Source organism: Enterobacter kobei, from assembly GCF_001729765.1.
Taxonomy (GTDB): Bacteria; Pseudomonadota; Gammaproteobacteria; order Enterobacterales; family Enterobacteriaceae; genus Enterobacter; species Enterobacter kobei.
In genome coordinates this window covers 3,579,014-3,604,256 of the sequence record NZ_CP017181.1, presented here as the reverse complement: position 1 = coordinate 3,604,256, position 25,243 = coordinate 3,579,014, and the positions used below count along the sequence as shown (strand labels likewise).

The window sequence follows — 25,243 nt, the reverse complement described above, 5'->3', positions numbered from 1 at the left end:
AGCCCACATGTCACATACCATCCGCGATAAACAAAAACTGAAAGCACGTACAAGCAAGATCCAGGGGCAGGTTGCTGCGCTGAAAAAAATGCTTGATGAACCTCACGAATGTGCCGCTGTACTGCAACAAATAGCCGCCATACGTGGTGCCGTGAATGGTTTATTGCGTGAAGTGATTAAAGGACATTTGACTGAACATATTGTTCATGAAAGTGAAGAACAGAAACGAGAAGAAGACCTGGACGTTGTGCTGAAGGTTCTGGATTCTTACATCAAGTGACAGTTTGGCTAAAAGCCCTGAGCATTAATTTATCTAAATAACACGTTATCAAGTGACGGTTTTGGGCTGTTTGTAGCGGCATAGTGAGTTTGTTTAATCAATGAGCTTTAAGATGCCCCCCTTCATGCAAGGCAACGCGTACATTTCTGGTACATCTACTTCCCTTACTTTGCTCAGGGCAACCCACATTGTTAAAGCCTCTACTCGCTGACCATCAAAATCACCCAACGTCAGATAATGGAAAAAAATTTTGGATGACATTTTGAAACGTGTCCTCTGCTGTGAACGTCGAGAGATGCTACGCGAGAAAGGAGATGACCTACTTAGTATCCTGTTAAGTAGGTCTATCTGAAGAAGTAGACAACTTTAAAGTCTTTTTCATGTTAAAGGAGACAACTTTAATGTCTGTGTACAGCAGTGATGATGGGAACAGACTATCCTCATTATCTTGTCGCAGATATCAATCCAGATTTAATTAATCTGTATCGTTCTATTGCAGAAGATACAGAAAACTTTATTAATCTTGCTAAGGCGGTTTTTGAAAGTTTTATTGTCGCTGAAAATTATTATCGTGTGCGTGAAGCTTTTAACCACGATCCGCAATTAGACAGACTGCACCGTGCCGTTTATTTTCTTTATCTAAACCGCCATTGTTATCGTGGATTATGCCGCTACAACCTAAGCGGTGTATTCAACGTCCCTTTCGGTAATTATAAAAAGCCGTATTTCCCTGAGAGTGAAATCCGCGCATTTGCTGAGAAAGCGAAGCGTGCCACCTTTGTTTGCGCTAACTACGAAGAAACGTTGGCTTTGTTGCAGACGGGCGATGTGATTTATTGCGACCCTCCTTATGACGGGACTTTTAGTAATTACCACACTGCCGGATTTACAGAGGACGATCAATATCGTCTGGCATCTATTCTTGAGCGCCGCTCATCAGAGGGCTTTTCGGTCATTGTTTCAAACAGCGATACCCCGCTTACACGCTCCCTATACCGAAACTTCATCCATCACCGCCTCACCGCAAATCGCAATATGGGTATTGCGGCCGGTGATGGTAAGTCCGCAGTGGAAATCATCGCTACTTCTAAATCTTCTAACTGGTTCGGATTTGATCCGGCAGTCGGTAATGACCGCACCGCGAAGTATGAGGTGCAGGCGTGAGCGCGTGGGCCTATTACAACGAATTCGATCCGTTCGCCGCTGAGCGGCTGCGTGTGCATATGGCCGCTGGCCGCATTATGCCTGGCATTGTTGATGAAAGGAGTATTGAAGATGTACGACCCGATGACCTTAGAGAGTTTACGCAGGTCCACTTCTTTGCAGGGATTGGCGTTTGGTCCTATGCCCTGCGACGCGCAGGATGGCCCGATGCAAGCCCTGTCTGGACAGGCTCCTGCCCATGCCAGCCTTTCAGCGCGGCAGGCCAGGGAAAAGGGTTTGCTGACGAGCGGCATCTATGGCCCGCCATGCATTGGCTGGTCGGGCAGTGTCGCCCTGTCATTGTCTTTGGCGAACAATCTGCAAGCTCTGACGCGAACAGCTGGATCGACCTTGTACAAGCTGATGTGGAAGCCATGGGCTATGCCTTCGGGGCGTGTGCGTTTCCGGCTGCGAGCGTCGGTGCTCCGAATATCAGAGATAGAGCTTACTGGGTGGCCGACTCCAGCAGCCAACGAATTCTTGCCGAAGAACTTAGAAATGTTGGAGTCGAGAAGGGCGCGCCTTGCGGCAAAGAACGGGAACAACGGCTTTGGGCTGAGTTTGGGGCAAGCAGCGGCGCTTTTAGCGGGATGGCCGACACCAACAGCCAGCAACGTGAAAAATGCTTATCAGGATGCCGACAAGGTAATTGCGAGGAAAGCAGCTGGCAGGCAATCCAATCTCCAGGATTTTGCGACCCTCGCGGGATGGCCGACGCCAACAGCATCAGATTGCAAGGGTGGTTATCAGGGAGGAAGAGTGCGCAATGGGAAGCTTTCAATCGACAGATTGGACGTGGTGGCGCAGATAGCGGGACCAGCCCGGTTAACGGCTTCTGGCGAACTGCTGACTGGCTCCTGTGCAGAGATGGTAAGTGGCGGCCAGTTAAACCCGGCCTTAAGCCTCTGGTTAATGGGGCTGCCTCAAGAGTGGGACGAATTCGATCATATGGAAATGCCTTAAACGCTGAGGCTGCAACGGCGTTTGTTCGTGCTTACATGATGGGGTGTCAGAATGTCTGACACCGTTTTCCCCTACGCTTGGAATGCCCCGCGTCCTGCAATTGGCGGTTTTAAGCAAGCCGATGCGGCGCCGGGGATCATGTATCTGACGCCGGACGGCAACCGCAAGCGTTTGTCGATTGCCGAGCTGGCAGAAACGGATGAAGCTCCAGACCGGAGCCGGGCGGTTCGTCGTCGCCTGGCTTCGCTGCCTCATTTTGTCCGCCGTATGTATGCTCAAAAACTTGAACAGGTAGACCGTAAAGGCAAGCAAGCGGCTGATGCCTGGCTTATCAATACCTTTGAGCGATTCGTTCTGAGTCGTATAGATCAGGTCAATGAGCAGTATCTGCCGCAGGGGGTGATGCCTGCGGCTTTGTTGCCTCTGCGTGAACAATTCTGGCGCCTGCTTTGGGCTGGAAAAAAAGAGCTGAAACGACTGGCGCATAACCTTGCTGATCTGTTGGGTAGCGAGTTTAACCGCGAGTTTGATTTCCAGGTGGCCCGCACGTCCGATCCCCATTTCGCCACCCTGTCAGGTTACGGCCGCATGGGATTTCTTGCCAATCACCTCAAAACGCCGGTTCCGTGCTGGACGGCCTACTGCAAAGAAGAACTGGAGGCGGAAGACGCACTGAAAGCAGTGGCCCGCCTACAGTCTCCGCAGTGGTGGCTAAATCGTCTGCGCCGTATGCATGCTCGCTGGCGTGAGCATTTGATGGTTGCTGCCGGGTATGTTCACAAAAAATCTGCACCGTACTGCAGTGATCCATGTTTGCAGGAGTGGACGGCTCAAAAGAAAGCCAACCGCGAATTTCTGAAAGCGATGGAGCTGGAAGATGAGGACACCGGAGAACGTGTATCGCTGATTGATAAAGTGGCCGGCAGCGTTGCCAGCCCAGCCAACCGACGCCGTGAACTGATGGCGCGTATGCGCGGGTTCGAAGATTTAGCGAATGAGGCCGGGCTGGCCGGGGCATTCTTCACGCTTACCGCTCCATCCAGATATCACTCAATGCAGTACGACGGGCGCCGGAACAACAAATACAGCGGCGCGTCACCGCGTGAAACGCAGAAATATCTTTGCAAAGTATGGGCGCGCACGCGTGCGGCCTGGCTGCGCAATGGTATTCGCGTGTTTGGTTTCCGTGTTGTCGAGCCTCACCACGATGAAACCCCACACTGGCACCTCTTGCTTTTCATGCGCCCGGAGCATATCGAACCAGCAACAGCGATCTTTCGTAAGCACGCCATGCGTGAGGATGGAAATGAGCCTGGCGCCGCTGAAAACCGCTTCGAAATGAAACCCATCGAGAAAGAGAAGGGCAGCGCAACGGGCTATATCGCCAAATACATTTCAAAAAATATTGATGGCTATCAGCTTGATGACGATCTGGATGATGAAACCGGCAAGCCTCTGAAAGAGATGGCGCGCCGTGTAAGTGCCTGGGCGTCTCGCTGGGCGATCCGTCAGTTCCAGCAGATAGGCGGCGCGCCGGTAACTGTGTGGCGTGAATTGCGTCGCCTCGGTGATCGTGAGCTGGTCCTGCACCCCGAAATTGAGCCAGTGCGTCAGGCCGCCGACAGCAGCTCGTGGGGTTTGTACGTGAGTGCTCAGGGTGGCCCGCTGGTTCCCCGTGATCTCCTGCGCGTGCGCCTCAGCTATGAAGTCACCGAAAACGGCAACCTTTACGGGGATGACGTCTCCAAAATTTCCGGCGTTTACTCCCCGATCCGTGGGCCGGAATCGCTAATTCATACGCGCACTACCAAATACAAAATTGTGCCGAAACGTCAGACCGACGGCGTTTCAGGTTTTGACCTTGATTTTTCAGGCGGCCCCGCCGCCCCTCGGAGTTCTGTCAATAACTGTACGCGGGAGCCGCGGGAGGTTGAAAAACGCGCCGATCCTGGCGGCACGGTCATTAATGACTGTGCCAGCTGGGCGGATATTTGCTCTTTATCCCGGAAAGAAAAACGAGTGATAGCGCAGCGGCTGAGCGACGCGGCAAGGGTAACTAACAAGCGCGTCAAAGTGAGGCCAAAAGCCAGCCCTATGACGGAGCAGGAAAAGCAAATTAGTGAGCTGCTGTCTCTGCGTGGAGTGGATGCCAGTGCCGGAATGGTCCGTTCGTTGATTTCTGGCGCGGTGGTTGCCTTTGGCGATCAGGTGTTAACGGTTGAAGAAGGCCGCCTTACTGTCCGAAACCGTACTGCGGCAGGTGTTCAACGTCTGCCGTCCCAGATTGTGGAGATTAAACAGCAGGCGGATGACCTTTTGAACCGAATGAAGCGTGCATTTTCAGCGCGTGAATAGCCCGTGATCAACATGGTCAGGTCTGACGGTGTGGTACCGCGTTCCGTCATTCACCGTCAGAAATGACAGTGCTGGCCATTCATCGAGTAACGTCATTTTCGACTGTGCTGCAGGTGAATTAAAACGAAATCAGGAGTTGAGGAAAACAGTAATGACCTATCTGGGAAGCAAGGCCGCAAGCGGTGTTTTTCAAAAGATTATTGCGGAAATGCCGCCGCATGATACCTACATTGAGACGCACCTGGGCGGTGGCGCTGTTATGTTGCGTAAACCACCGGCCCGCCGCAATTGGGGCATTGATATTGATCCCCTGACGGTTGAGGCGTTCTGCCAGGGCAATGCTGATTTCCTTGATACCGTGGGCGATAGCCTTTTTATCGATGTTGCCGATGCGGTGCAGTTTTTAAGGGGCTTCAATTTTTCCTCCGCCGGGCGTGTGCTGGTTTACTCAGACCCTCCCTATCTGCATGAAACGCGCACCAGTGCCGCGCGTTATCGCAATGAATATACCGTTGCCGATCATGAGCGGCTGCTGGCCTGCCTTAAAAGCCTGCCAAAAAATGTCAGTGTGATTTTGTCCGGCTACCCATCAGCGCTTTATGACGAACTGTTAACGGGCTGGCGCCAAAAAGAATTTCAGGCCATGACTCGCGGCGGTGTGCGCACAGAGAAAATCTGGATGAATTACCCGGAGGGGCGAGCCTACTCGCACACTTTTGCGGGTAAGGATTACAACGACAGGGAGCGCATCAAACGCAAGGCGAAGCGCTGGCGCGAAAAGTTCGCAGCTTTGCCCCATGCCGAGCGGCTGGCAATAATGACGGCGCTGAGTGAAGTTAATGATTAACCTCAGCAAACAGACTCATCTGATTGATTGATAAAAAATATTTTACAACCCCGAAATCCTCCTATACTGTATATATAAACAGTGGATATGCATACAGTCATCAGCATCTCTTCCTGGGGATGCTGGTTGGTTTATCCCGTAGTGAGGATAGGAGGGAAAATGCAGGACTATCTTTTGGAGTCGTTGAAACTCCAGCGTATTGATTTCTTTATCAAGCTTGTAGCGGCTAGTGAGTGTAGCGAAGAAGAGAAACGCCTTGCGATCCAGTGGGTGTCGGAACTGACGGACGAGCTGATGGCGAAAATTCGTAACCATGATTACGGTCAGGCAATGGACGTTATCAACTAAAGGGGGCTTTATGCGCATTGAAATAATGATCGATAAAGAGCAGAAGATAAGCCAGGCAACACTGGAAGCCCTTGAATCCGAGCTTTACCGAAATTTGCACCCTCTCTATCCAAAAACGGCAATCCGCATACGTAAGGGAAGCGCTAACGGCCTGGAGCTGAGCGGCTTAAAACTGGACGAAGATAAAAAGCGGGTAATGGAGATTTTACAGCAGGTCTGGGAGGACGATAGCTGGTTGCACTAATAAACATTGCTGGCGTCAAGATTGATTATGGCGCCAGCATGGTGAACAACACCCAATGTAATGCGTTATGATTTTTATTTTGATGGAATTTTGTGCTGATTTATTGATTTTAATGGAATTAAAATCCATTAAAGTGATTTGGTGTATAATTTGATGGTGTTTTTTGCTGATTGGATTCTTTTTTGGATGTTTGGTGAGCATGTTTACATTTTTGATATTGATTCGCTGAAATCACGCACCTATAATTCGCGCGCCGCCAATCATGTATCTTCATTACAATTCATAGCTATTCATGGCTATTGATTAGCATTGACGATACTGAACTGGTCGGTTAGTCTCAAAGTAGACGACATGATCGTCTGCGTAAGATGTAACGCCGAAGAGGCGTAACTCATCTAAGGAGGTTTTATGTATAACCCGATTTGTATCGTTAATGAATTTATTGAGCGAGCAAAGAAAAAGGGGACTGACCTCACTCACATGCAGGCCCAGAAACTGCTGTACATAGCTCATGGCTATAGCTTAGCGTTTCTAAATGAGCCTTTGCTTGAAGAACCCGTGTGTGCGTGGAGGTATGGTCCGGTCATACCGTCCGTGTATTATGCTCTGCGTCACAATCGTTCTGAACCGATTGCAGATAAGGCACCGACAACTGCAATTGAAACAGAAACCTTAGATAGCAAAACAGCTTCTTTGCTTGATATGGTTTACGAAACTTATGGCAAGCTTTCTGGAGTTGTTCTCTCTGAGTTTACACACCGTCCGGGTACACCTTGGTATCAAGCCATGGTCAAGAGAGAGAATATAATCAGTGACGCAAGTATCAAAGATTACTATCTAAAACTGATAAAGCGTGACCCGGTTTGCAACGGATTGTAAGTACAGGTTATTATTGACCCCGCTCAATAGCGGGGTTTTTTATGTCCATTGATAACGATCTGTTCGAAAGCATACTTAGAGGCGCTATTAGCGCTAATATTGACGATCTTGTTAAAACTATCACTGCCACTGAGCCTCAACAGCCTTCTAAAGATTCCCCGCAAGAAGAAGATGATGATGTGGGAGATGATAAAGCTCAAAAAGAGGCGCAAGCCTTTGATACTCCTACTGATGATGAGCATGAGGAACTTCAAGCATTAGGCTATTGGAGTTTGTCGCATCAAAGACAAGTTGATTCCTTGACTATACAAAAGTCTAAAGAAGAAATTGTTCGGATTAGTTGCGAAAATGACGAGTTGCGAGCAAAAACAAAGAATAACCATGCTATGGCTAGAGGGCGACGTATCGATAATCGGTTACGTTTGCAGATGGCTGCTGCTACGTTCCGTTTCATGCAATACTGGTGTTGCTTTGTTGCATTAGTGGTCTTCATTTACGTAGCAAAAAATGACGGTAATCCCCCCAGTGAAGTAATAATTGCTCTCCTTGGAACAAGCACGATTAGCATTGTTGGTTTGGTTGGTTTTGTGGTCAGTGGATTATTTAAAAGTAATAAAGATAAAGAGTAGTCATGCATGACTATGGTGCATGAATCCGCATGATCGTTTGAGGATCGTTCTAGATGAGGCCCGCCAGCAATGGCGGGCTTTTGCTTATGTCATGCAGGCGCATGAAAACCGCTACATAAAGTGGGCAGGCGTGGCGGGGCTACGAGCGCGCATTAAAGGCCGAAAACTCGGGCGGGAGGTGCATCTTCAAAGGCTTCGAGTTGTTAGTTTAGAAAGATATATTTGAGGACATGAAGCGAAGCTTCTAACTGTTGCTGGGGTAGGTAGGCTGCAACGTATTATTGTGACGATGTTAACTTGCAGAAAAATTTTAGGAGAAGTAACTTGTGAGATAGCATCTAACAAATTCAAGAAGGGTTGTATATGTCACCAAAGGTTTTCATATCATATAGCTGGAGTAGTCCTGCTCATAAAGAAAGAGTTAAAGCAATAGCTGATAGGCTCTTGGGCGATGGGGTTGATGTCATCTTAGATATATACGATTTAAAAGAGGGTCATGATAAAAATGCATTTATGGAAAAGATGGTGGTTGATAAAACGATCACCAACGTGCTTGTAATGTGCGACTCAGTGTATGCTGAAAAAGCAGATAATAAACAAAGTGGGGTAGGTACTGAATCACAAATAATTTCACAACATGTTTATACTAAAGTCGAACAATCAAAATTCATTCCAATAGTCTGTGAGTTTGATGAAAATTCAGAACCATACCTTCCAGTCTTTATGAGGTCTTTAATTTGGATTGATTTGTCAACCCCTGAAAAAGAAAATCATAATTGGGAACGACTTGTTCGTCTTCTCAATGGTAAACCGGCTGATATAAAGCCTAAACTAGGTAAAAAGCCTAGCTATTTAGAAAGCGGTACTTATGAACCAGTTAGTGAACCCCGTGCAAAATTGAATAGTTTAAAGCAAGCTATTCTACAAGGCAGAACTGGTGTAAATTTTTTTCGTAGGGATTTTATAAGTGCGGTTGTAATTTATCTTGATGGAATGAGAATTAGAACGCGACCTGAGTCTGATGATGTGGTTTCGATGGGTAAAAAAATAATCAGTGATATTGCAGCAATGAAGCCAGTAAGAGACTATATATGTGAATGGGTAACTCTGGAGGCCGAATTTACTGATTCAAAAGAATTTTCAAATGAATTGATTAAGTTTTTAGAACAAATACTTTTACTTAAGGAAGTTCCTAGTAATATAAGTTCATGGTCATCAAACTGGTATGATGCACAAAAAGTTTTTGCATTGGAAATATTTTTGTACATTGTTGCAATACTAATCAATTTGGGTAAGTATCATTTAATTAGGAATGTGTTATCTGCTCGATATCTTTCGGGGGATAGACAATTGCCGCCAGAATTTAGATTTGTTTCTATTGATGCTTTTTTGGGAGCGTCAGAAACCTTGCAGGCCGGTTTTGATGAAGATTCTAAATATTACTCTCCTGTGGCTGAACTTATAAAAAGAAACGCTGATCGGAGCGATGTATTGTTTGCCGATCTTATACAGGCGGATCTGTTGGTGTTGTTTTATTCGTTTTGCAATTCAGGTGTGTATTGGTATCCAAATACTATTTATTATGCAAGTTATGGATACAAGCCAGAACTCTTTATAAGAGCGACCCAGCGTGAATATTTCTTACATCTAGCCATGATTGCTGGAATACAATCGGTACAGGAAATTAAAGAGAAAGTAAAGGCTGGAGCAGAAAGAATGAATGGCTCTAGCTTCAGTTATGGTCGTATGGGAAATGATTTTTGCTCCATGATGAATATTGAAAGTCTTGATTCAATCAAATAATTTAAAGGAGCCGCTCTTGAAGCGGCTTTTTTTATTCGACATCATTCAGCATGTAGGGAGCGAATGTAATAATTTCATCATCAAGCCAATCATTAAGCTCCTGCAGACGCTTCTGAAGTGGTGTCAGTTCGTTGCGAACGAAAACGCGCGCCGCTTTTTCAACATCACCAAACCCGCCGGTATTTGTCGGAATAATCCCCATCAGCTGCGGAGGCACACGGTGCGCTGCCAGCATGTCATCACGGCTCACATTCTTGATGTTAAGAAACTCATCTTTCGCTGCGACTTCTGACAGCGGGATGATCTGAATGCCGTCTTTCTTGCCGTTCGGACTGTACATAAACAGGTTGCGGAAGTTGCCTGGCCCTTTCGATTTTTTCAGCGCTTCGCGTATGTTGTCCACGTCTTTCTGATCGGCGGCGGGGTCGCTCATGTACATGATGAAACCAGCATGGCTCCCGTTAAGGTAATATTTACGGCGAAACAGCGTGGCCGATTCATTCAGCAGGGCGGAGGGAATGGCGGAGAGGTATTCCGGCATCCCGTATAGCTCCTGGTTAACGTCGGGTTCCATCAGGTGAAACACTCTTCCCTCATCGAACTGATAGGGCTGCGAGTTGTAGCCATACTGTGCAAACCAGTAGGTGTCCGGGTCAATGCCACGACGGGTGTATTTGGCAAGCGAGGCGCGCAGCTCCATGATCTGGCCTAAACGGTTCAAGCGTTTTTCCAGATAGGCATTACCGAATACCAGAAAGTCCTGGGCGAACCGGGAAAAGGCTTGTTTAGACAGCCAACGGTGAGGGATGAAGGTACTGGTAAGAATATTGCGTTTTACCTGAATAGCGCTGGAGTGATGCACGGCGGCGCGGTAAGTTCGCGCCAGGCCATCCATGCTGATCGGTGGTTCGTACCAGCGGTCCACCTGCACGCACTCCAGGTAATCAAATAACTCCCTGCGGTCCATCACGGGGATCGGATCGCCAAACGTAAACGCCTCCGCATGTGCATTACTGACCATGTTGGCCGTATCGGTGGCGGTCTGGCCGCGTGGTGCCTTGCTGCGGTTTTTGCGGTTAGCCATTAAAAAATCTCCACGATGTTGCTGGTACTGGCGGAAGCTCCTGCCAGTGGTTCGTTATAAAGTGCGTGCATGGTTGCCCAGGCTAAATCCGCGTGACTGGCTTCCTCTGTGCGAGCTGCTTCGTAGGTTGGCCGGTTGCCGCTGGCGGTGGTTGAACGGCGAATGGACATAAAGGACTGCGCGATATCCAGCATCCCCGCGTCAAATTCCAGACGGCGCCCGCTGATGATGTCGTAGGCTTTAAGCACCAGGGCATTTTTAACGGTCGGGTTGTAGACAAACTCACGCGCAGCAGGGAAGAACTGCTTAACCGTTTTGTAAACGCCATCGCCAACGCCGGTCGAGTCAATGCCGATGTAGGTCACGTTGTAGCGTCTGGTGATTTCCTCAATCGCTGAGGCTTGGGCGCGAAAGTCCATCCCACGCCACTGGTGACGCTCAAGGATGCGGAATTTACCGCCGGGGACGACGGGAGGCGCAATGACCACGCAACCGGCGCTGTCACCGTTCTGCGTTCCTTTTGCCGGGTCATAGCCGATCCAGACAGGGTGGTATGCAAACGGACGCAGTAAAAGCGGTTCGAAATCGTCCCACACATCCCAGCTGTCAACCATGCAGGACTGCAGCAACGCCAGCGGGAACACGGACGCCAGGTCGTCAACGAACTGACACATCAGCAAGTTGTTGTATTCGTCCGGGCTGTACTCCAGGCGCAGCTGGTCCAGGTCGAAAAGATTACACCCGCCGTTTACGGCATCTTCAATGGTGACTATCTGGCGGTACTGGCCGTCAGGGCATAAAACGCCGTGCGCCAGGCTACTGTGAGAAATGTCAAATTCTACCCTGTCGGCTTTCGGGCGCCCTTTATTGAACAGGGCGCCAGACCAGAACGGGTAGGCGCTGTGCGTCAGGCTGGAAGGGGTAGAGAAATAGGTCTGACGCCATTTTTTGTGCAGCGCCATACCGGAGGCCACCTTGCGCAGCTCCTGGAATTTCGGTATCCAGAAATACTCATCAAGATACAGATTGCCGTGATAGCTCTGCGCGGTACGGGCATTTGTACCGAGGAAGTAAAGACACGCGCCGTTAGGCAGCACCATCGGATCGCCTTTCAGTTCAACGTCCACCTCTTTTGCAAAGTCGATGATGTACTGTTTAAAAACGTGCGCCTGAGCTTTACTCGCTGACAGAAAGATTTGATTTCGGCCCGTGGTCAGGGCGTCTATCAACGCTTCACGGGCGAAATAGTAGGTTGCACCGATCTGGCGTGACTTTAAGAGGTTGCGGATACGGTGTTTGATGCCAGCGTCCCACCAGTGGCGCTGGTACTCGAACATACCGGCGCGGAAAATCTCTTCCAGCTTTTCGATCTGCTCGTCGGTAAACAGGTTTTTTTCCGGCGGCTTGCGCGGACCTTTATTGCGGTTCGCCACGTTCGGATTCAGGTCTGCTTCATTCCCGCCATTGTTAAATTTGCCGATCCTGGCCTGTCGTTCGGACTGACGCGCCAGCAGGTCAATTTCTTTAAAGTCCTTTCCTTCCTTCTGCTCCTTCATGACGAGCTGGCAGTAACGTGCGGCGGTGGTGAGCTGCATCTGATCCAGTGGGCCATATTCGCCCCACTTATCGCGTTTTTTCCAGCTGTGAACGGTTGCAACTTTCTCGCCCAGCATTTCAGCAATGCGGGCTACGCAGTATCCCTGAAAGTACATCAGCATTGCCTGACGACGGGGATCGAGGTCTGCGGGGGTTAGTGTTGTCATGGCACAAACATACGGCCTCAAATCAGCACTTTCCCCGGCTTCGCATTGTGTGGGAGTTCGCACAAGCTCAACGCGTTGTTTACACGCGCCCATCACCGCAAACATAAGGCTCTGAACGTGTTACGAACTAACTAACCGGAGCCGGACCGATGGCAAAAAAATCTAAGCGTTTTCGTATTGGGGTCGAAGGGGCCACTACTGACGGGCGCGTTATTGAGCGTGAATGGCTCACCCAGATGGCAGCGAGCTATAACCCGCAGGTATACACCGCGCTGATCAATATGGAGCACATCAAGGGCTTTACTCCTGATGGGCCCTTCCGTCGTTTTGGCATGGTGGAAAAGCTGGAAGCGGAAGAAATTACCGAAGGGGCATTGTCCGGGAAAATGGCGCTGTATGGCTGGATTGCCCCGACTGACGATCTGGTCACGATGACCAGCAACTGGCAGAAGCTTTTCACCTCAATGGAAGTTAACACCAGCTTTGCCGATACCGGCTCCGCTTATCTGGTTGGCCTGGCGATTACTGACGATCCCGCAAGCCTCGGCACTGAAATGCTGCAGTTCAGCGCCAGCGCAGAACATAACCCCCTGGCGCGCCGCAAGCTGGACAAAGACAACCTGTTTACCGCTGCTGTTGAAACGCTCATCGAGTTTGAGGACGTGCCGGAAAAAACCAGCCTGTTTACCCGCGTGAAAGAGCTGCTGTCCCGCAAAGGCGCCGATGATAACGCCCGCTTTGCTGATGTGAATCAGGCTGTTGAAACCATCGCGCGTGAGCATCAGACGCTGGCGGAGCAGGTCAGCACCCATCAGACCGATTTCAGCAACAAGCTGAGCGATATGCAGAAGGTTGTTGATGAGACAACCAACGCACTCTCCACCCTGCGTGAGCAGCTTTCCACTCAGGACAGCCGCAGCGAACGCCGCCCTAATGCGACCGGCAATAACGGCGCAGAACAAACCACCGATTGCTGACGGAGCAAAAGCACAATGAAAAAAGAGACACGTTTTAAATTCAACGGCTATCTGACGCAGCTCGCCACACTCAATGGCGTGCCTGTAAGCGGTATCACCTCAAAATATACGGCAGAGCCGTCCGTTGCGCAGACGCTGGAAACGAAAATCCAGGAGTCTTCCTCGTTCCTGCAGAAAATCAACATTATCCCGGTTGATGAGCAGTCCGGCGAACGTCTGGGGCTGGGGATTGGCGCCAGTATCGCCGGTAATACTGATACCACCCAGAAAGACCGTGAACCCGTTGATCCGACCTACATCGACGGTGAAGGGTACAAGTGTACCCAGACTAACTCTGATACGGCGCTGCCTTATGCAAAACTGGATTTGTGGGCTAAATTCCAGGACTTCCAGACGCGCATCCGTGACGCCATCATTATTCGCCAGGCGCTTGACCGCATCATGATCGGCTTCAACGGCGTGAAGCGTGAAAAAACGTCAGACCGCAAGACCTATCCGCTGCTGCAGGATGTGAATATCGGCTGGCTGGAGAAAATCCGCCAGGAGAAACCCGTTCAGGTTCTGGACAAAATTGTGTCCGAGGGCGAGGTGGTTTCTCAGACTATTCGTGTCGGTAAAGGCGGCGATTTCCTGAATCTGGACGCGCTGGTTATGGGCGCCGTGAATGAGAAAATCGCGCCGTGGTATCAGGAAGATACAGAGCTTGTGGTTATCGTCGGGCGCCAGTTGCTGGCGGATAAATATTTCCCGATCGTCAACCGCGACCAGCCAAACAGCGAAGCGATGGCGGCCGATCTCATCATCAGCCAGAAGCGTATCGGCAACCTCCCGGCCGTTCGCGCGCCGTTCTTCCCGGCTAACGCCATGCTGATCACCCGTCTGGATAACCTGTCTATTTACTGGCAAGCCGGTACCCGTCGTCGTTCAGTTATCGACAATCCGAAGCGTGACCGCGTGGAGAACTACGAATCCGTTAACGAGGCGTATGTTGTCGAAGATTACGATGGCGTTTGCCTGGTTGAGAACATCGAGATGTTACCAGCGCAGGCAGACGGCAATCCGCGCGCGGCGCTGACGGCTGAAAATATTCAGACCATCGTTGCTGCAGCAGTGCAGGGCGCGCTTGATGCTCAGAATACGGGCGGCACTGGCGCCGGAGCGTGATAAATGAATCCGTTCCGTGCTCACACTCAGTATGTACAGGCACAGGATGCCGCCCGGCAGGGCGGCAGTAAAGCCAGTATGACGGGTTATAACCAGATGCTGTTACAGCTGACAGAACACCGCAGGCGCCTTAAAACCGTCCAGTCAAATGAGCGCAAGGCTCAGCTCAAACGTGAGTTTCTTCCCGCTTATGCCTCATGGATTGCCGGTTTGCTGGATGCTGACGCATCAGGCCAGGACGACGTGGCGATGTACGTCATGATCTGGCGCATTGATGCCGGAGACTATACCGGCGCGCTGGACATTGCCCGCCATGCCATTAAACACGGCTGGGTCCTGCCGCAGCGATTCAACCGGACCTGCGGGACTGCTGTTGCGGAAGAGTTTGCCGACGCGGCAATGCGCGCTTTTTCTGCCGGTGAATCATTCAGTGCCGCCATTCTTACCCAGGTGCTCGATATCGTTGAAGGTCAGGATATGCCGGATCAGTCCCGCGCCCGACTTCATAAGGCGATGGGCTACGCGCTGCGGGATAACGATCAGGCAGTGGCGGCACTTAACCATCTGAAGCGTGCCCTGCAGCTGGATAACAGTTCTGGCGTCAAAACCGAAATCAACAAGCTTGAAAGCCGATTGCGACAGGCAATGTCGGCTTAACGAATCGTGCCAACGCGCGGGGCGGCACGGGGTGGCGACAGGCTTTATGCCGCGTCAAAACCCCGTCCACCGCCCAACTATTTGGGAGTGCCAGAAATATGCAATTCGTTTCGCCGGAACAGGCCGGGGAAAGTACCCAGGACGTTATTAAGAACACCAGTTTCTGGCCTGATGTCAGGGTTTCAGAGTTCCGCCGTGATATGCGCATGGATGGGAGTGTCACCGATCCGCGCCTGCGTCTGGCGTTGCTGACAGCGATTGCTGAAGTTAACGCCGATCTTTATGAGTTCCGCGAGAAACAACGGGCGCAGGGGTATGCGAGCCTGGCCGACGTCCCTGCGGATGTGATCGACGGCGAAAGCCAGCGGCTCATGCTGTATCGCCGTGCGGTGTTTTGCTGGGCAAAAGCAAACCTGGTTGAGCGCTATCGCGATTTTGACGCAACCGGCGACGGAAGCAAGAAAGCTGAAGATATCGAAACAACCTTAGGCGAGCTGTGGCGCGATGTGCGCTGGGCGGAGTCCCGCCTGCGCGATATGCCGCATATGACGGTGGAGCTGATTTGATGAAAGTGCGTGCGCATCAGTATGACACGGTGGACGCACTCTGCTGGCGCCATTACGGGCGCACGCAGGGAGTCACTGAACAGGTGCTGCAGGCGAATCCGGGGCTGGCTGAATATGGCCCCTTTTTACCGCACGGGCTGCAGGTGGAGCTGCCGGACATTACGGCGTCAACCACTGCGCAGACTGTCCAGTTAACGGAATTGTCATCATTGAGGAGTATGCCTGATGCAAAATTATGCGTTAATCAAAAATGGTGTCGTTGAAAACGTCGTTATCTGGGATGAGCATGGAGATATATTTGACGATTACACCGTGGTCAATTTAGAGGGTCTTTTAGCCGGTATTGGTTGGGCTTATGACGGCGAAAAGTTTACCGCACCACCAGAACCTGAACCTACTCACGATGAGCTTGTTCAGCAAGCTGAAATCCATAAGCAGGAATTAATCAGCGATGCCAATAATTATATTGATAGCAACCAGTGGCCTTCGAAACTGGCACTTGGACGCCTGTCGGATGCAGATAAGCAGTCATTTAATGAATGGCTTGATTATCTTGATGCGCTGGACGCGGTAGATATATCTGCTGCATCTGATGTGAACTGGCCCAGCCGCCCTGAGAAATGAATATGCCCCGCACCTGCGGGGATTTTTTGACCCCTTTCATTGTATCATTCCCCACACATAGCCAGGCGCGTGCGCCGCGCGCATATCAACCAGAACATAGGCACTCCCCCTGTAAATCGGAGAGGCTGCCTTATGGCTAAGGATTATCACCACGGTGTGCGCGTCGTTGAGGTCAACGATGGCACCCGCCCAATTTCAACAGTAAGCACGGCAATTGTCGGTATGGTCTGTACCGGCGATGATGCAGATGCGTCCGTGTTCCCCCTCAATAAACCGGTCCTGCTCACCGACGTGCTGACCGCCAGCGGTAAAGCAGGCGAGTCTGGCACGCTGGCCCGCTCGCTGGATGCAATTGCCGATCAAGCTAAACCCGTGACCGTCGTTGTGCGCGTTGCACAGGGTGAAACCGAAGCGGAGACAACCTCCAACATTATCGGCGGCGTGACAGCTGACGGTAAAAAAACGGGTATGAAAGCGCTGTTATCTGCGCAGTCTCAGCTCGGCGTTAAGCCGCGCATTCTGGGCGTGCCGGGGCATGACACGCAGGCGGTTGCCACTGAGCTGCTGAGCGTGGCGCAGAGTTTGCGCGGGTTCGCCTATCTGTCAGCCTACGGCTGCAAAACGGTAGAGGAGGCCATTGCCTACCGCGCTAATTTTAGCCAGCGCGAGGGAATGCTGATCTGGCCTGATTTCATCAGTTTTGACACCGTGCTGAATGCTGACGCAACGGCTTACGCCTCAGCCCGTGCGCTTGGCTTGCGTGCCAAAATTGACGAACAGACCGGCTGGCACAAATCCCTGTCCAACGTAGGCGTGAACGGCGTCACCGGCATTTCTGCTGATGTGTTCTGGGATTTGCAGGACCCGGCAACCGATGCGGGGCTGCTGAACCAGAACGATGTCACCACGCTGATCCGCAAAGACGGTTTCCGCTTCTGGGGTTCCCGCTGCCTCAGTGACGATCCTCTGTTTGCCTTTGAAAACTATACCGCCTCTGGAAAACCTGATGCTGCGCCAGCGCATCACCGATCAGTATCTGCTGGATTTCTCCAGCCAGGTCAGCGCGTAAGGGGACAATATGGCTTTACCACGCAAGTTAAAACACCTGAACCTGTTTAACGACGGGAATAACTATCAGGGGATTGTTGAGTCCCTGAGCTGCAGTATCAGCGCAGCTGGCGGCACGCAGCTAACAGCCGGGTAAACCGGCGCCCGACAACACAGTTTCTTGGGCCGGATAACGATTCGCTTACGCTGTCCGGCGTCCTGCTGCCTGAGATTACCGGCGGCAGGTTGTCTTTGCTGGCGCTGGAGCAGATGGCGGAGCTGGGGAAAGCCTGGCCCTTGATTGAGGGGAGCGGGACGATTTACGGCATGTTTGTGATCGAGAGTCTGAGCCAGACAAAAACAGAATTTTTTGAGAGCGGTATGCCCCGGCGCATCGAATTTTCGCTGAGCCTGAAAAGGGTGGATGAATCGCTGTCTGATATGTTTGGCAGCCTCAGCGATCAGCTCAGTAATTTGCAGGACTCCGCCACCTCTGCGATAGGCAATATGAAAAATACGGTTGGGGGGTTACTGCAGTGAATTTCAGCTCTGATCTCCTGAACCTGAACAGCAAAACCCCCGGTTTCAGCATCACCATTGAAGGTAAAGATGTGACTACCGTGCTGGATGCGCGCCTGATGAGTCTGATGCTGACGGATAACCGGGGCTTTGAAGCGGACCAGCTTGATCTGGAACTGGACGACTCGGACGGGCAAATCGTTCTGCCGCGTCGGGGGGCCATTATTCAGTTTGCGCTGGGATGGAAAGGTCAGCCGCTTTTTCCGAAAGGGGGGTTTACTGTCGATGAGATTGAGCACAGCGGCGCGCCTGACCGTCTCACAATCCGCGCGCGTAGTGCAGATTTCCGTGAAACCCTGAATACGCGGCGTGAAAAGTCCTGGCACCAGACAACGGTGGGCGATGTTGTGAAGGAAATCGCGGGCAGGCATAAATTAAAGATGGCGCTGGGAAAGGACCTGATGGACAAGCCTGTGGAACATCTTGACCAGACCAACGAGAGCGATGCGAGTTTCCTGATGAAGCTGGCGCGGCAGTATGGGGCGATAGCCTCAGTTAAGGACGGAAATTTGTTGTTTATCCGCCAGGGGCAGGGCAGAACGGCAAGCGGTAAGCCGCTGCCGGTTATCACCATCACCCGCCAGGCTGGTGACGGTCATCGTTTTACCCTGGCCGATCGCGATGCCTATACGGGGGTAATTGCCAGCTGGCTCCATACCCGTGAGCCAAAGAAAAAAGAGACAGCAAAGGTTAAGCGCCGTCGAAAGAAAACCACCGCGGCAAAGGAGCCGGAAGCAAAACAGGGAGATTACCTGGTTGGGACGGATGAAAACGTGCTGGTACTCAACAGAACTTATGCAAACCGCAGCAATGCAGAGCGAGCGGCAAAGATGCAGTGGGAGCGCCTGCAGCGCGGGGTAGCAACATTCTCCCTGCAGCTCGCAGAGGGAAGGGCTGATCTGTATACCGAAATGCCGGTGAAGGTGAGCGGCTTTAAACAGCCCATTGATGATGCCGAATGGACCATTACCACCCTGACGCATAGTGTCAGTGCAGATAATGGTTTCACTACGACTCTGGAGCTTGAAGTTAAGATTGATGATCTTGAAATGGAGTAGTGGGTTCTCAAAATTGAATAATGATGTATCATTATTGTGATTTTGGCAAAAGTGGTGGGATAACCGGAATGATGAATTGTCCAGAGTGCGGCCAGGCAGCCCATACAAGAAGCAGTTTTCAGGTATCAGCAACAACCAAAGAACGTTACAACCAGTGCCAAAATATCAACTGCGGTTGTACTTTTGTCACGCACGAAACATTTGTTAGGCATATCATAAAGCCTAATGTGATTTCTTCTGCGCCCCCACATCCGGGAAAAGATGGGCAAGGGCACATGAATTTTTAAAAAGAACCCGCTTTCAAAGCGGGTTTTTTTGTCGCCAGTCCAAAAGCCTGTCGCCATTTTGCCGCCATTGGAATAGAAAAAGGGGCTACGCTTTCACGTAACCCCTTGTTTTATTTGGTGGAGCTGGCGGGAGTTGAACCCGCGTCCGAAATTTCTACATCCTCGGTACTACATGCTTAGTTTGTCTTTACATTCGCACGCCAGCTGCGGACAGACACGCCACTAACGAACTAGCCTGATTAGTTTTAACGCTTCAACCCCAGGCAGGGCTTCCACGCGATCTCTTTTGGGTTTGACCTCTCTTTGATCCCCGTCTTAAGAGCGGAAGCTAGGGAGAGAGGGCTCAGAGCAGGTTATTAAGCTGCTAAAGCGTAGTTTTCGTCGTTTGCGACTATTTTTTTGCGGCTTTTAACGAGGCAAACCGCCCCTCGGCATGCACCTTGGGTTTCGCAAATCCCGTCGAATCCAGAATCAGCCCCAATAGTGTTGAACTGAGTATACCAGATTTCACTTCCTGGATACCAGCCCGGAACGCTAACTTATTGAATAGTACAATAAGTGTGCAGAATCAACGTCCTGCGTTTTTCATGATGCGCGCTTTATCAAGCTGCCACTCGCGCTCTTTTAGGTCAGTACGTTTGTCGTGCTGCTTTTTACCCTTCGCGACGCCAACCTTCACCTTGCACCAGGCGTTTTTCCAGTACAGTGACAGGGCGACCACGGTGAAACCTTCGCGGTTGATACGTCCGTAGAGAGATTCCAGCTCACGCTTGTTTAGCAGCAGCTTACGGGTGCGCGTTGGGTCACACACGTAATGTGACGAGGCGACGGTCAGCGGCGTAAAGTTCGCACCGAACAGGAAAGCTTCGCCATCTTTCAGGATCACGTAGCTGTCGCCGATATTAGCTTTCCCGGCGCGCAGCGATTTTACTTCCCAGCCCTGCAACGCAAGGCCAGCTTCGAATTCTTCTTCAATGAAATACTCGTGGCGCGCACGCTTGTTGAGCGCAATGGTCGCCGAGCCTGGTTTATGTGCTTTTTTCTTCGTCATAAGTGTCGTAAAGCCGTCGGTAATCTGATTTCAAAAAGTCACCTCATTGCGTCCTGTGAGGTCTAACGCGCTATCTTAGCACGAGATGAGGCTTAGCGTTTTTTTAACAGGTGATAAATGTTATTATTTGTCCGTTGTGTGACCATGGAAAATGCTATGCCTCAGATTAGCCGTACTGCGCTTGTGCCTTACAGCGCGGAACAGATGTATCAGTTAGTGAACGATGTTCAGTCTTATCCAGAATTTATTCCGGGGTGTACCGGAAGCCGCGTTCTGGAGTCTGGCCCGACGCAGATGACCGCGGCGGTGGATGTCTCCAAAGCGGGGATCAGCAAGACGTTCACCACCCGCAATACGCTGACCAGCAATCAGAGTATTTTGATGCATCTGGTCGATGGTCCGTTTAAAACGCTGATGGGGGGCTGGAAGTTTACCCCACTGAGCGCGGACGCCTGCCGTATTGAGTTCCATCTGGACTTTGAGTTTACCAATAAGCTGATTGAGCTGGCGTTTGGCCGCATCTTTAAAGAGCTGGCCTCGAATATGGTTCAGGCGTTCACGACCCGCGCCAAAGAGGTTTACAGTGTCGCATAAGATTGCTGTGGAAGTGGTGTACGCGCTGCCAGAGAAACAGTATTTGCAGCGCGTGATGCTGGACGAGGGCGCGACCGTAGAAGCGGCTATCCGCGCGTCCGGCATCCTCGAGCTTCGCAGTGATATCGACCTGGCGAAAAATAAGGTCGGTATTTACAGCCGTCCGGTGAAGCTGGGTGACGTGCTGAAAGAGGGCGATCGGGTGGAGATTTATCGTCCGCTGATTGCCGACCCGAAAGAGCTGCGTCGCCAGCGTGCCGAGAAGGCGAGTAAGTAGCGCTTTCTCCCCCGGTGGCGCTGCGCTTACCGGGGCTACGACTCTGCGTAAGAATTCAGATACAAAAAAGGTGCTCATTGAGCACCTTTTTGCATTTCTGACGCCTGATTATTTGGTCAGGGCAGGTTTGTTGTCGATGTTGGTCAACACACCGGCGCTGCTGAAAGTCAGCGTCAGGGTCTGCTGGGTCACATCTTCATGGCCTGGCTGCTGACGGAATACATAGAACCAGGTGTTAGTGCCGAACGGATCGGACATCATCGGGGTTCCCAGTGCATAAGCGACCTGCTGTTGTGTCATCCCCACACGGATTTTGGACACATCGTTAGGGGTAAGGTAGTTCCCCTGGTTGATGTCAGGACGGTAAACCACTTTCTCCAGAGTGGAACAGCCTGCGGTCAACATCAGAAGAACCGCTGCGGCAGCGGTCAGCATTTTACAACGCATAGTGATTTGATTCCTTTTCGGGCCCGAGCAGAACGCGGCTCATATGTAATATGCCGATGATAATAGACCTTGCCCCACTTTGAAACCGGTCTGGCGGCGTTTTTGTTGTTCTCTATGACCCTGAGATCCCGAAAAAGTTTATGCCGCCAGCAGTTCTTTCGCGTTCGCGAGCGTATTACGCGTGACTTCACTACCGCCGAGCAGGCGTGCCAGCTCCTGCAGACGTGCACGTTTATCGAGCGGCATCATGTGCGTTTCCGTCATTTCGCCATCGGTTTCTTTGCTGACAATAAAGTGATGATGACCACAGCCCGCAACCTGCGGCAGGTGAGTGACGCACATCACCTGCGTTGATTCGCCTAACTGACGCAGCAGTTTGCCGACAACCGCCGCCGTTGGACCGCTGATCCCGACATCCACCTCATCGAAAATCAGCGCCGGGGTTTCCATTTTACGCGCGGTAATAACCTGAATCGCCAGCGCAATACGCGACAGCTCGCCGCCGGAGGCGACTTTGGAGATAGCCTGAAGCGGTTGGCCCGGGTTGGTGGTGACACGGAACTCAATGCGATCCGCACCTTCCGCCGTCAGGTGATTCTCTTCAAAGCGAACATCAATGGTGAATACACCGTGCGGCATTGCCAGCGTATGCATGCTGTCGGTGATGTGCTGGCTGAGTTCCTGAGCGTAATGCTGACGGATTTCATGCAGCTTTTGCGCTGTGGCCAGCGCCTGTTCATGATGCAGGTTCACCGCCAGAGAAAGGGTTTCCAGCGAGTCAGCCTGATCGTCAAGCTGCTGCTGCTCTTCCAGCAGAGCCTGATAGTAGCCCGGCAGCTCTTCCGGCGTAACATGGTGCTTACGCGCCAGGGCGATCTGACGGGAGATGCGCTGTTCCAGTTCAAACAGACGGTTCGGGTCGAGATCCAGACGCTCACAGTAGTGGCGCAGTTCGTCACTGGCTTCTGAGATTTGAATCGCGGCCTCTTCCAGCATATCCAGTACGCCAGAGAGTTTGCTGTCCATGCCAGCCAGCTCGGTGATCAGCTGACGAACGCTATAGAGCTGGCTCTGCAGGTTCGCGTCTTCGCCATCAGCGAGCATATTGAGCGCATTCTGGCTGGTTGAGAGCAGGTGGCCACTGTTGGCGAGGCGCTTGTACTCCTCGTCGATTTGCTCAAACTCACCCGCCTGCGGATTGAATTCGTTCAGCTCCTTAAGCTGGTACGCCAGCAGCTCCGCACGCGCGGCGCGCTCCTGGCTTTGCTGCTGATGCTGAGCCAGCTCCCGGCAGCTCTGATGCCACAGACGGTAGTGTTCTGCCATGAGCTGAGTAAGCGCGTACTCACCCGCATAGCCATCAAGCAATGCTTTCTGCTGTTCTGGTTTGACTAACTGCTGATGCGCGTGCTGACCGTGGATCTGAATAAGCAGCTGGCCGAGTTCGCGAAGCTGAGAGAGGGGGACCGCCGTGCCGTTGATAAAACCACGGGAACGGCCGTCGCTGCTGATCACGCGGCGAAGTAAACACTCACGCCCATCTTCAAGCTGGTTCTGTTCGAGCCAGCGCTGGGCGGCAGGCGTGTCTTTCAGGGAGAAACGGGCGCACAGGTCGGCGCGATTTGCGCCCCTGCGCACCATGTCTCCCTCGGCGCGGCCGCCAAGGCACAAGCCGAGGGCATCAATGGCAATGGATTTACCCGCACCGGTTTCCCCGGTGATCGCCGTCATGCCGCTGTGGAAATCGATCTCAAGCTCACGAACTATGGCAAAGTTGCTGATGGTCAGTTGTGCCAGCATAATTGTTTTCCTGTATGAAAAACCATGACTGTGTTTTCATACAGTATAAACTGGTTTTTTATACAGTAAAGTCCTGGATGTAAAATCAGAACAATTTTTTTGACCAGCCGAGCTTCGAGCTTAATGTGTTGAAATAGCTGTAATCTTTCGGGTGAATCAGGTTCAGGTGGTAATCGCATCGGCGAATGAGGACATCTTCACCTTCCTGGATCGGCAGCGCAATCTGGCTGTCGCAACTGATCTCCAGGTCGTTACGGCGGTGCGAGAAGCGCAGACGTATCGTGCTGTCACCGTTGATGACCAACGGGCGGGCGGAGAGCGTGTGCGGGAACATCGGCACCAGGGTAATGGCATCCAGCGAGGGCGTCAGAATGGGGCCACCCGCAGAAAGTGAGTAGGCGGTTGAGCCGGTTGGAGTGGAGATAATCAGCCCGTCAGAGCGCTGCGAGAAGGCAAAGATTTCGTCGATATAGACTTCGAACTCAATCATATGCGCCACTTTACCGGGGTGAAGTACGACCTCGTTAATCGCGGTGCTGATGCGCTTCTGGCAGTCCTGCTGGCACACCTGCGCTTCCAGTAAGAAGCGCTTTTCGCTGATATAGTGACCTTCCAGCACGTCAGCCAGTTGCTGTTGCGCGTTGTCCGGATCGAGATCGGTTAAAAAGCCGAGATTGCCTCGGTTGATGCCGATAACCTTGATATCATAGCGCGCCAGCGTGCGTGCGGCACCGAGCATGTTTCCGTCACCGCCCACCACCACGGCGAGATCGGCCTGTTGACCAATCTCAGCCAGCGTGCCGGTTTTGACGCTCTTGAGCTGCAGCTCCTGCGCAATCTGCTGCTCGACCATCACTTCATAGCCTTTGCTACACAACCAGCGATACAACATTTCATGTGTCGTCAATGCGGTAGGGTGACGCGGATGCCCGACGATCCCAATACACCTGAAATGATTATTCATTTTCTGGAGGTCCTTGTGCCTGATGAATGATGACAATCTCTCTTGTTCCCTTGAATCCAGGAAACTGATCCCCATAATAAGCGAAGTTAGCGAGATGAATGCAGAAAAACGCGGAGAAATTCATGAGTAGTAAAGAACAGAAAACGCCTGAGGGGCAAGCCCCTGAAGAAATTATCACGGAACAGCACGATGAAGTTGAGGCAGTAGAGCCAGACGCATCTGCTGAGCAGGTGGACCCGCGCGATGAAAAAATTGCGAATCTGGAAGCCCAACTGGTAGAAGCACAGAATCGCGAACGCGAAAGTGTTCTGCGTATCAAGGCGGAAATGGAAAACCTGCGTCGTCGTACCGAGCAGGACGTTGAGAAGGCGCATAAATTCGCGCTGGAGAAATTCGTCAACGAACTGCTGCCGGTGATTGATAGCCTCGATCGCGCCCTGGAAGTGGCTGATAAAGCGAACCCGGACAATGCGGCGATGATCGAAGGTATCGAACTGACGCTGAAATCCATGCTCGACGTGGTGCGTAAGTTTGGCGTGGAAGTGATTGCCGATACCAACGTTCCGCTGGATCCAAACGTCCACCAGGCGATTGCGATGGTCGAATCTGAAGAGATTGAAGCCGGTAAAGTGCTGGGCGTGATGCAGAAAGGGTATACCCTGAACGGCCGTACCATTCGCGCTGCGATGGTGACCGTGGCGAAAGCGAAAGCGTAATTTGCTACCTGTAGTGCCGGGTGGCGGGGTTCGCCTT

The 25,243-nt window shown here is 51.6% G+C and carries 26 protein-coding genes, 1 other RNA gene and 4 pseudogenes; 24 read left to right on the top strand and 7 right to left on the bottom strand.

Annotated features, from left to right (window positions below):
• Positions 1–7 precede the first annotated feature (7 nt).
• The 10 genes and pseudogenes from rcnR to BFV64_RS17265 all read left to right on the top strand — a co-directional run bounded on the left by rcnR (position 8) and on the right by BFV64_RS17265 (position 9,551).
• Positions 8–280: a Ni(II)/Co(II)-binding transcriptional repressor RcnR gene (gene rcnR / locus BFV64_RS17315; RefSeq protein ID WP_000019951.1), complete on the top strand. Its 273-nt coding sequence runs from the start codon at positions 8–10 to the stop codon at positions 278–280.
• Positions 281–694: 414 nt separating this feature from the next.
• Positions 695–1,444: pseudogene (locus tag BFV64_RS17310) on the top strand (Dam family site-specific DNA-(adenine-N6)-methyltransferase); the annotation flags it as partial.
• Entirely contained in the window at positions 1,441–2,505 is a 1,065-nt protein-coding gene (locus tag BFV64_RS17305; RefSeq protein WP_071978060.1) for a DNA cytosine methyltransferase, read from the top strand. The pseudogene BFV64_RS17310 and the gene BFV64_RS17305, both read left to right, overlap by 4 nt.
• Positions 2,498–4,801 (top strand): replication endonuclease, encoded by a 2,304-nt coding sequence (locus BFV64_RS17300; RefSeq protein WP_069602315.1) that lies wholly within the window; start codon positions 2,498–2,500, stop codon positions 4,799–4,801. The genes BFV64_RS17305 and BFV64_RS17300 overlap by 8 nt, the downstream gene beginning before the upstream one ends.
• A gap of 151 nt (positions 4,802–4,952) precedes the next feature.
• Positions 4,953–5,648 carry a DNA adenine methylase gene (locus BFV64_RS17295; RefSeq protein ID WP_069602314.1) on the top strand — a complete coding sequence of 232 codons (696 nt, stop codon included), beginning with the start codon at positions 4,953–4,955 and terminating at the stop codon, positions 5,646–5,648.
• A gap of 159 nt (positions 5,649–5,807) precedes the next feature.
• Positions 5,808–5,996 (top strand): hypothetical protein, encoded by a 189-nt coding sequence (locus tag BFV64_RS17290; RefSeq protein WP_014884914.1) that lies wholly within the window; start codon positions 5,808–5,810, stop codon positions 5,994–5,996.
• A 10-nt stretch (positions 5,997–6,006) separates the two neighbouring features.
• Positions 6,007–6,240, top strand: coding sequence for a DinI family protein (locus BFV64_RS17285; protein WP_014884913.1), 234 nt, complete (start codon positions 6,007–6,009; stop codon positions 6,238–6,240).
• A 408-nt stretch (positions 6,241–6,648) separates the two neighbouring features.
• Positions 6,649–7,119 (top strand): Panacea domain-containing protein, encoded by a 471-nt coding sequence (locus tag BFV64_RS17280; RefSeq protein ID WP_014884912.1) that lies wholly within the window; start codon positions 6,649–6,651, stop codon positions 7,117–7,119.
• A gap of 41 nt (positions 7,120–7,160) precedes the next feature.
• Positions 7,161–7,748, top strand: a complete 588-nt coding sequence (locus BFV64_RS17275) for a hypothetical protein (protein WP_014884911.1) — start codon at positions 7,161–7,163, stop codon at positions 7,746–7,748.
• 363 nt (positions 7,749–8,111) lie between these two features.
• Entirely contained in the window at positions 8,112–9,551 is a 1,440-nt protein-coding gene (locus tag BFV64_RS17265) for an SEFIR domain-containing protein (protein ID WP_069602312.1), read from the top strand.
• Between the two features lie 31 nt (positions 9,552–9,582).
• Here BFV64_RS17265 and BFV64_RS17260 read toward each other — a convergent pair whose 3' ends face one another.
• On the bottom strand, positions 9,583–10,635 hold the full coding sequence (locus tag BFV64_RS17260; RefSeq protein ID WP_069602311.1) for a phage portal protein: 1,053 nt from the start codon (positions 10,633–10,635) through the stop codon (positions 9,583–9,585).
• Positions 10,635–12,398, bottom strand: a complete 1,764-nt coding sequence (locus BFV64_RS17255; protein ID WP_069602310.1) for a terminase ATPase subunit family protein — start codon at positions 12,396–12,398, stop codon at positions 10,635–10,637. The genes BFV64_RS17260 and BFV64_RS17255 overlap by 1 nt, the downstream gene beginning before the upstream one ends.
• A 149-nt stretch (positions 12,399–12,547) precedes the next feature.
• On the opposite strand from BFV64_RS17255, the gene BFV64_RS17250 reads away from it, so the two are divergent.
• From BFV64_RS17250 to BFV64_RS24480, 11 genes and pseudogenes are all read left to right on the top strand, one after another.
• On the top strand, positions 12,548–13,375 hold the full coding sequence (locus tag BFV64_RS17250) for a GPO family capsid scaffolding protein (RefSeq protein WP_032665781.1): 828 nt from the start codon (positions 12,548–12,550) through the stop codon (positions 13,373–13,375).
• Between the two features lie 15 nt (positions 13,376–13,390).
• Positions 13,391–14,539 carry a phage major capsid protein, P2 family gene (locus BFV64_RS17245; protein WP_069602309.1) on the top strand — a complete coding sequence of 383 codons (1,149 nt, stop codon included), beginning with the start codon at positions 13,391–13,393 and terminating at the stop codon, positions 14,537–14,539.
• A 3-nt stretch (positions 14,540–14,542) separates the two neighbouring features.
• Complete coding sequence (gene gpM, locus BFV64_RS17240) at positions 14,543–15,196, top strand: phage terminase small subunit (protein WP_032678727.1); 654 nt, start codon at positions 14,543–14,545, stop codon at positions 15,194–15,196.
• Positions 15,197–15,294: 98 nt separating this feature from the next.
• Positions 15,295–15,762, top strand: coding sequence for a head completion/stabilization protein (locus tag BFV64_RS17235; RefSeq protein ID WP_014884903.1), 468 nt, complete (start codon positions 15,295–15,297; stop codon positions 15,760–15,762).
• Positions 15,762–15,956: pseudogene (locus BFV64_RS17230) on the top strand (tail protein X); the annotation flags it as partial. The gene BFV64_RS17235 and the pseudogene BFV64_RS17230, both read left to right, overlap by 1 nt.
• 31 nt (positions 15,957–15,987) lie before the next feature.
• Positions 15,988–16,386 carry a tail fiber assembly protein gene (locus tag BFV64_RS17225; RefSeq protein WP_014884891.1) on the top strand — a complete coding sequence of 133 codons (399 nt, stop codon included), beginning with the start codon at positions 15,988–15,990 and terminating at the stop codon, positions 16,384–16,386.
• A gap of 132 nt (positions 16,387–16,518) precedes the next feature.
• A pseudogene (locus BFV64_RS17220) lies at positions 16,519–17,388 on the top strand (phage tail sheath protein); the annotation flags it as partial.
• Between the two features lie 76 nt (positions 17,389–17,464).
• Positions 17,465–17,545, top strand: a pseudogene (locus BFV64_RS25530) (phage major tail tube protein); the annotation flags it as partial.
• Complete coding sequence (locus BFV64_RS17215) at positions 17,545–17,973, top strand: phage tail protein (protein ID WP_069602308.1); 429 nt, start codon at positions 17,545–17,547, stop codon at positions 17,971–17,973. The pseudogene BFV64_RS25530 and the gene BFV64_RS17215, both read left to right, overlap by 1 nt.
• On the top strand, positions 17,970–19,070 hold the full coding sequence (locus tag BFV64_RS17210) for a phage late control D family protein (protein ID WP_069602307.1): 1,101 nt from the start codon (positions 17,970–17,972) through the stop codon (positions 19,068–19,070). The genes BFV64_RS17215 and BFV64_RS17210 overlap by 4 nt, the downstream gene beginning before the upstream one ends.
• A gap of 68 nt (positions 19,071–19,138) precedes the next feature.
• Positions 19,139–19,357: an ogr/Delta-like zinc finger family protein gene (locus tag BFV64_RS24480; RefSeq protein WP_045334934.1), complete on the top strand. Its 219-nt coding sequence runs from the start codon at positions 19,139–19,141 to the stop codon at positions 19,355–19,357.
• A 115-nt stretch (positions 19,358–19,472) separates the two neighbouring features.
• On the opposite strand, the gene ssrA is transcribed toward BFV64_RS24480, so the two are convergent.
• Positions 19,473–19,836: a transfer-messenger RNA gene (ssrA, locus tag BFV64_RS17205) on the bottom strand.
• 89 nt (positions 19,837–19,925) lie between these two features.
• The gene (gene smpB, locus BFV64_RS17200) at positions 19,926–20,408 is read right to left on the bottom strand and encodes an SsrA-binding protein SmpB (protein ID WP_008502505.1); all 483 of its coding nucleotides are present in this window, start codon (positions 20,406–20,408) and stop codon (positions 19,926–19,928) included.
• A 156-nt stretch (positions 20,409–20,564) separates the two neighbouring features.
• Here smpB and BFV64_RS17195 point away from each other — a divergent pair, with 156 nt between their 5' ends.
• Positions 20,565–21,002: a type II toxin-antitoxin system RatA family toxin gene (locus BFV64_RS17195; protein WP_014832955.1), complete on the top strand. Its 438-nt coding sequence runs from the start codon at positions 20,565–20,567 to the stop codon at positions 21,000–21,002.
• Positions 20,992–21,279, top strand: coding sequence for an RnfH family protein (locus BFV64_RS17190; RefSeq protein WP_023331115.1), 288 nt, complete (start codon positions 20,992–20,994; stop codon positions 21,277–21,279). The genes BFV64_RS17195 and BFV64_RS17190 overlap by 11 nt, the downstream gene beginning before the upstream one ends.
• A gap of 108 nt (positions 21,280–21,387) precedes the next feature.
• On the opposite strand, the gene bamE is transcribed toward BFV64_RS17190, so the two are convergent.
• The 3 genes from bamE to nadK form a co-directional block, all read right to left on the bottom strand.
• The gene (bamE, locus tag BFV64_RS17185; RefSeq protein WP_014884883.1) at positions 21,388–21,726 is read right to left on the bottom strand and encodes an outer membrane protein assembly factor BamE; all 339 of its coding nucleotides are present in this window, start codon (positions 21,724–21,726) and stop codon (positions 21,388–21,390) included.
• A gap of 138 nt (positions 21,727–21,864) precedes the next feature.
• Entirely contained in the window at positions 21,865–23,526 is a 1,662-nt protein-coding gene (gene recN / locus BFV64_RS17180) for a DNA repair protein RecN (RefSeq protein ID WP_069602306.1), read from the bottom strand.
• Between the two features lie 85 nt (positions 23,527–23,611).
• A complete protein-coding gene (gene nadK, locus BFV64_RS17175; protein ID WP_008502500.1) occupies positions 23,612–24,490 on the bottom strand; it encodes an NAD(+) kinase in 879 nt (292 codons plus the stop codon).
• A gap of 122 nt (positions 24,491–24,612) precedes the next feature.
• Here nadK and grpE point away from each other — a divergent pair, with 122 nt between their 5' ends.
• Entirely contained in the window at positions 24,613–25,206 is a 594-nt protein-coding gene (gene grpE, locus BFV64_RS17165) for a nucleotide exchange factor GrpE (RefSeq protein WP_014884881.1), read from the top strand.
• Positions 25,207–25,243 lie beyond the last annotated feature (37 nt).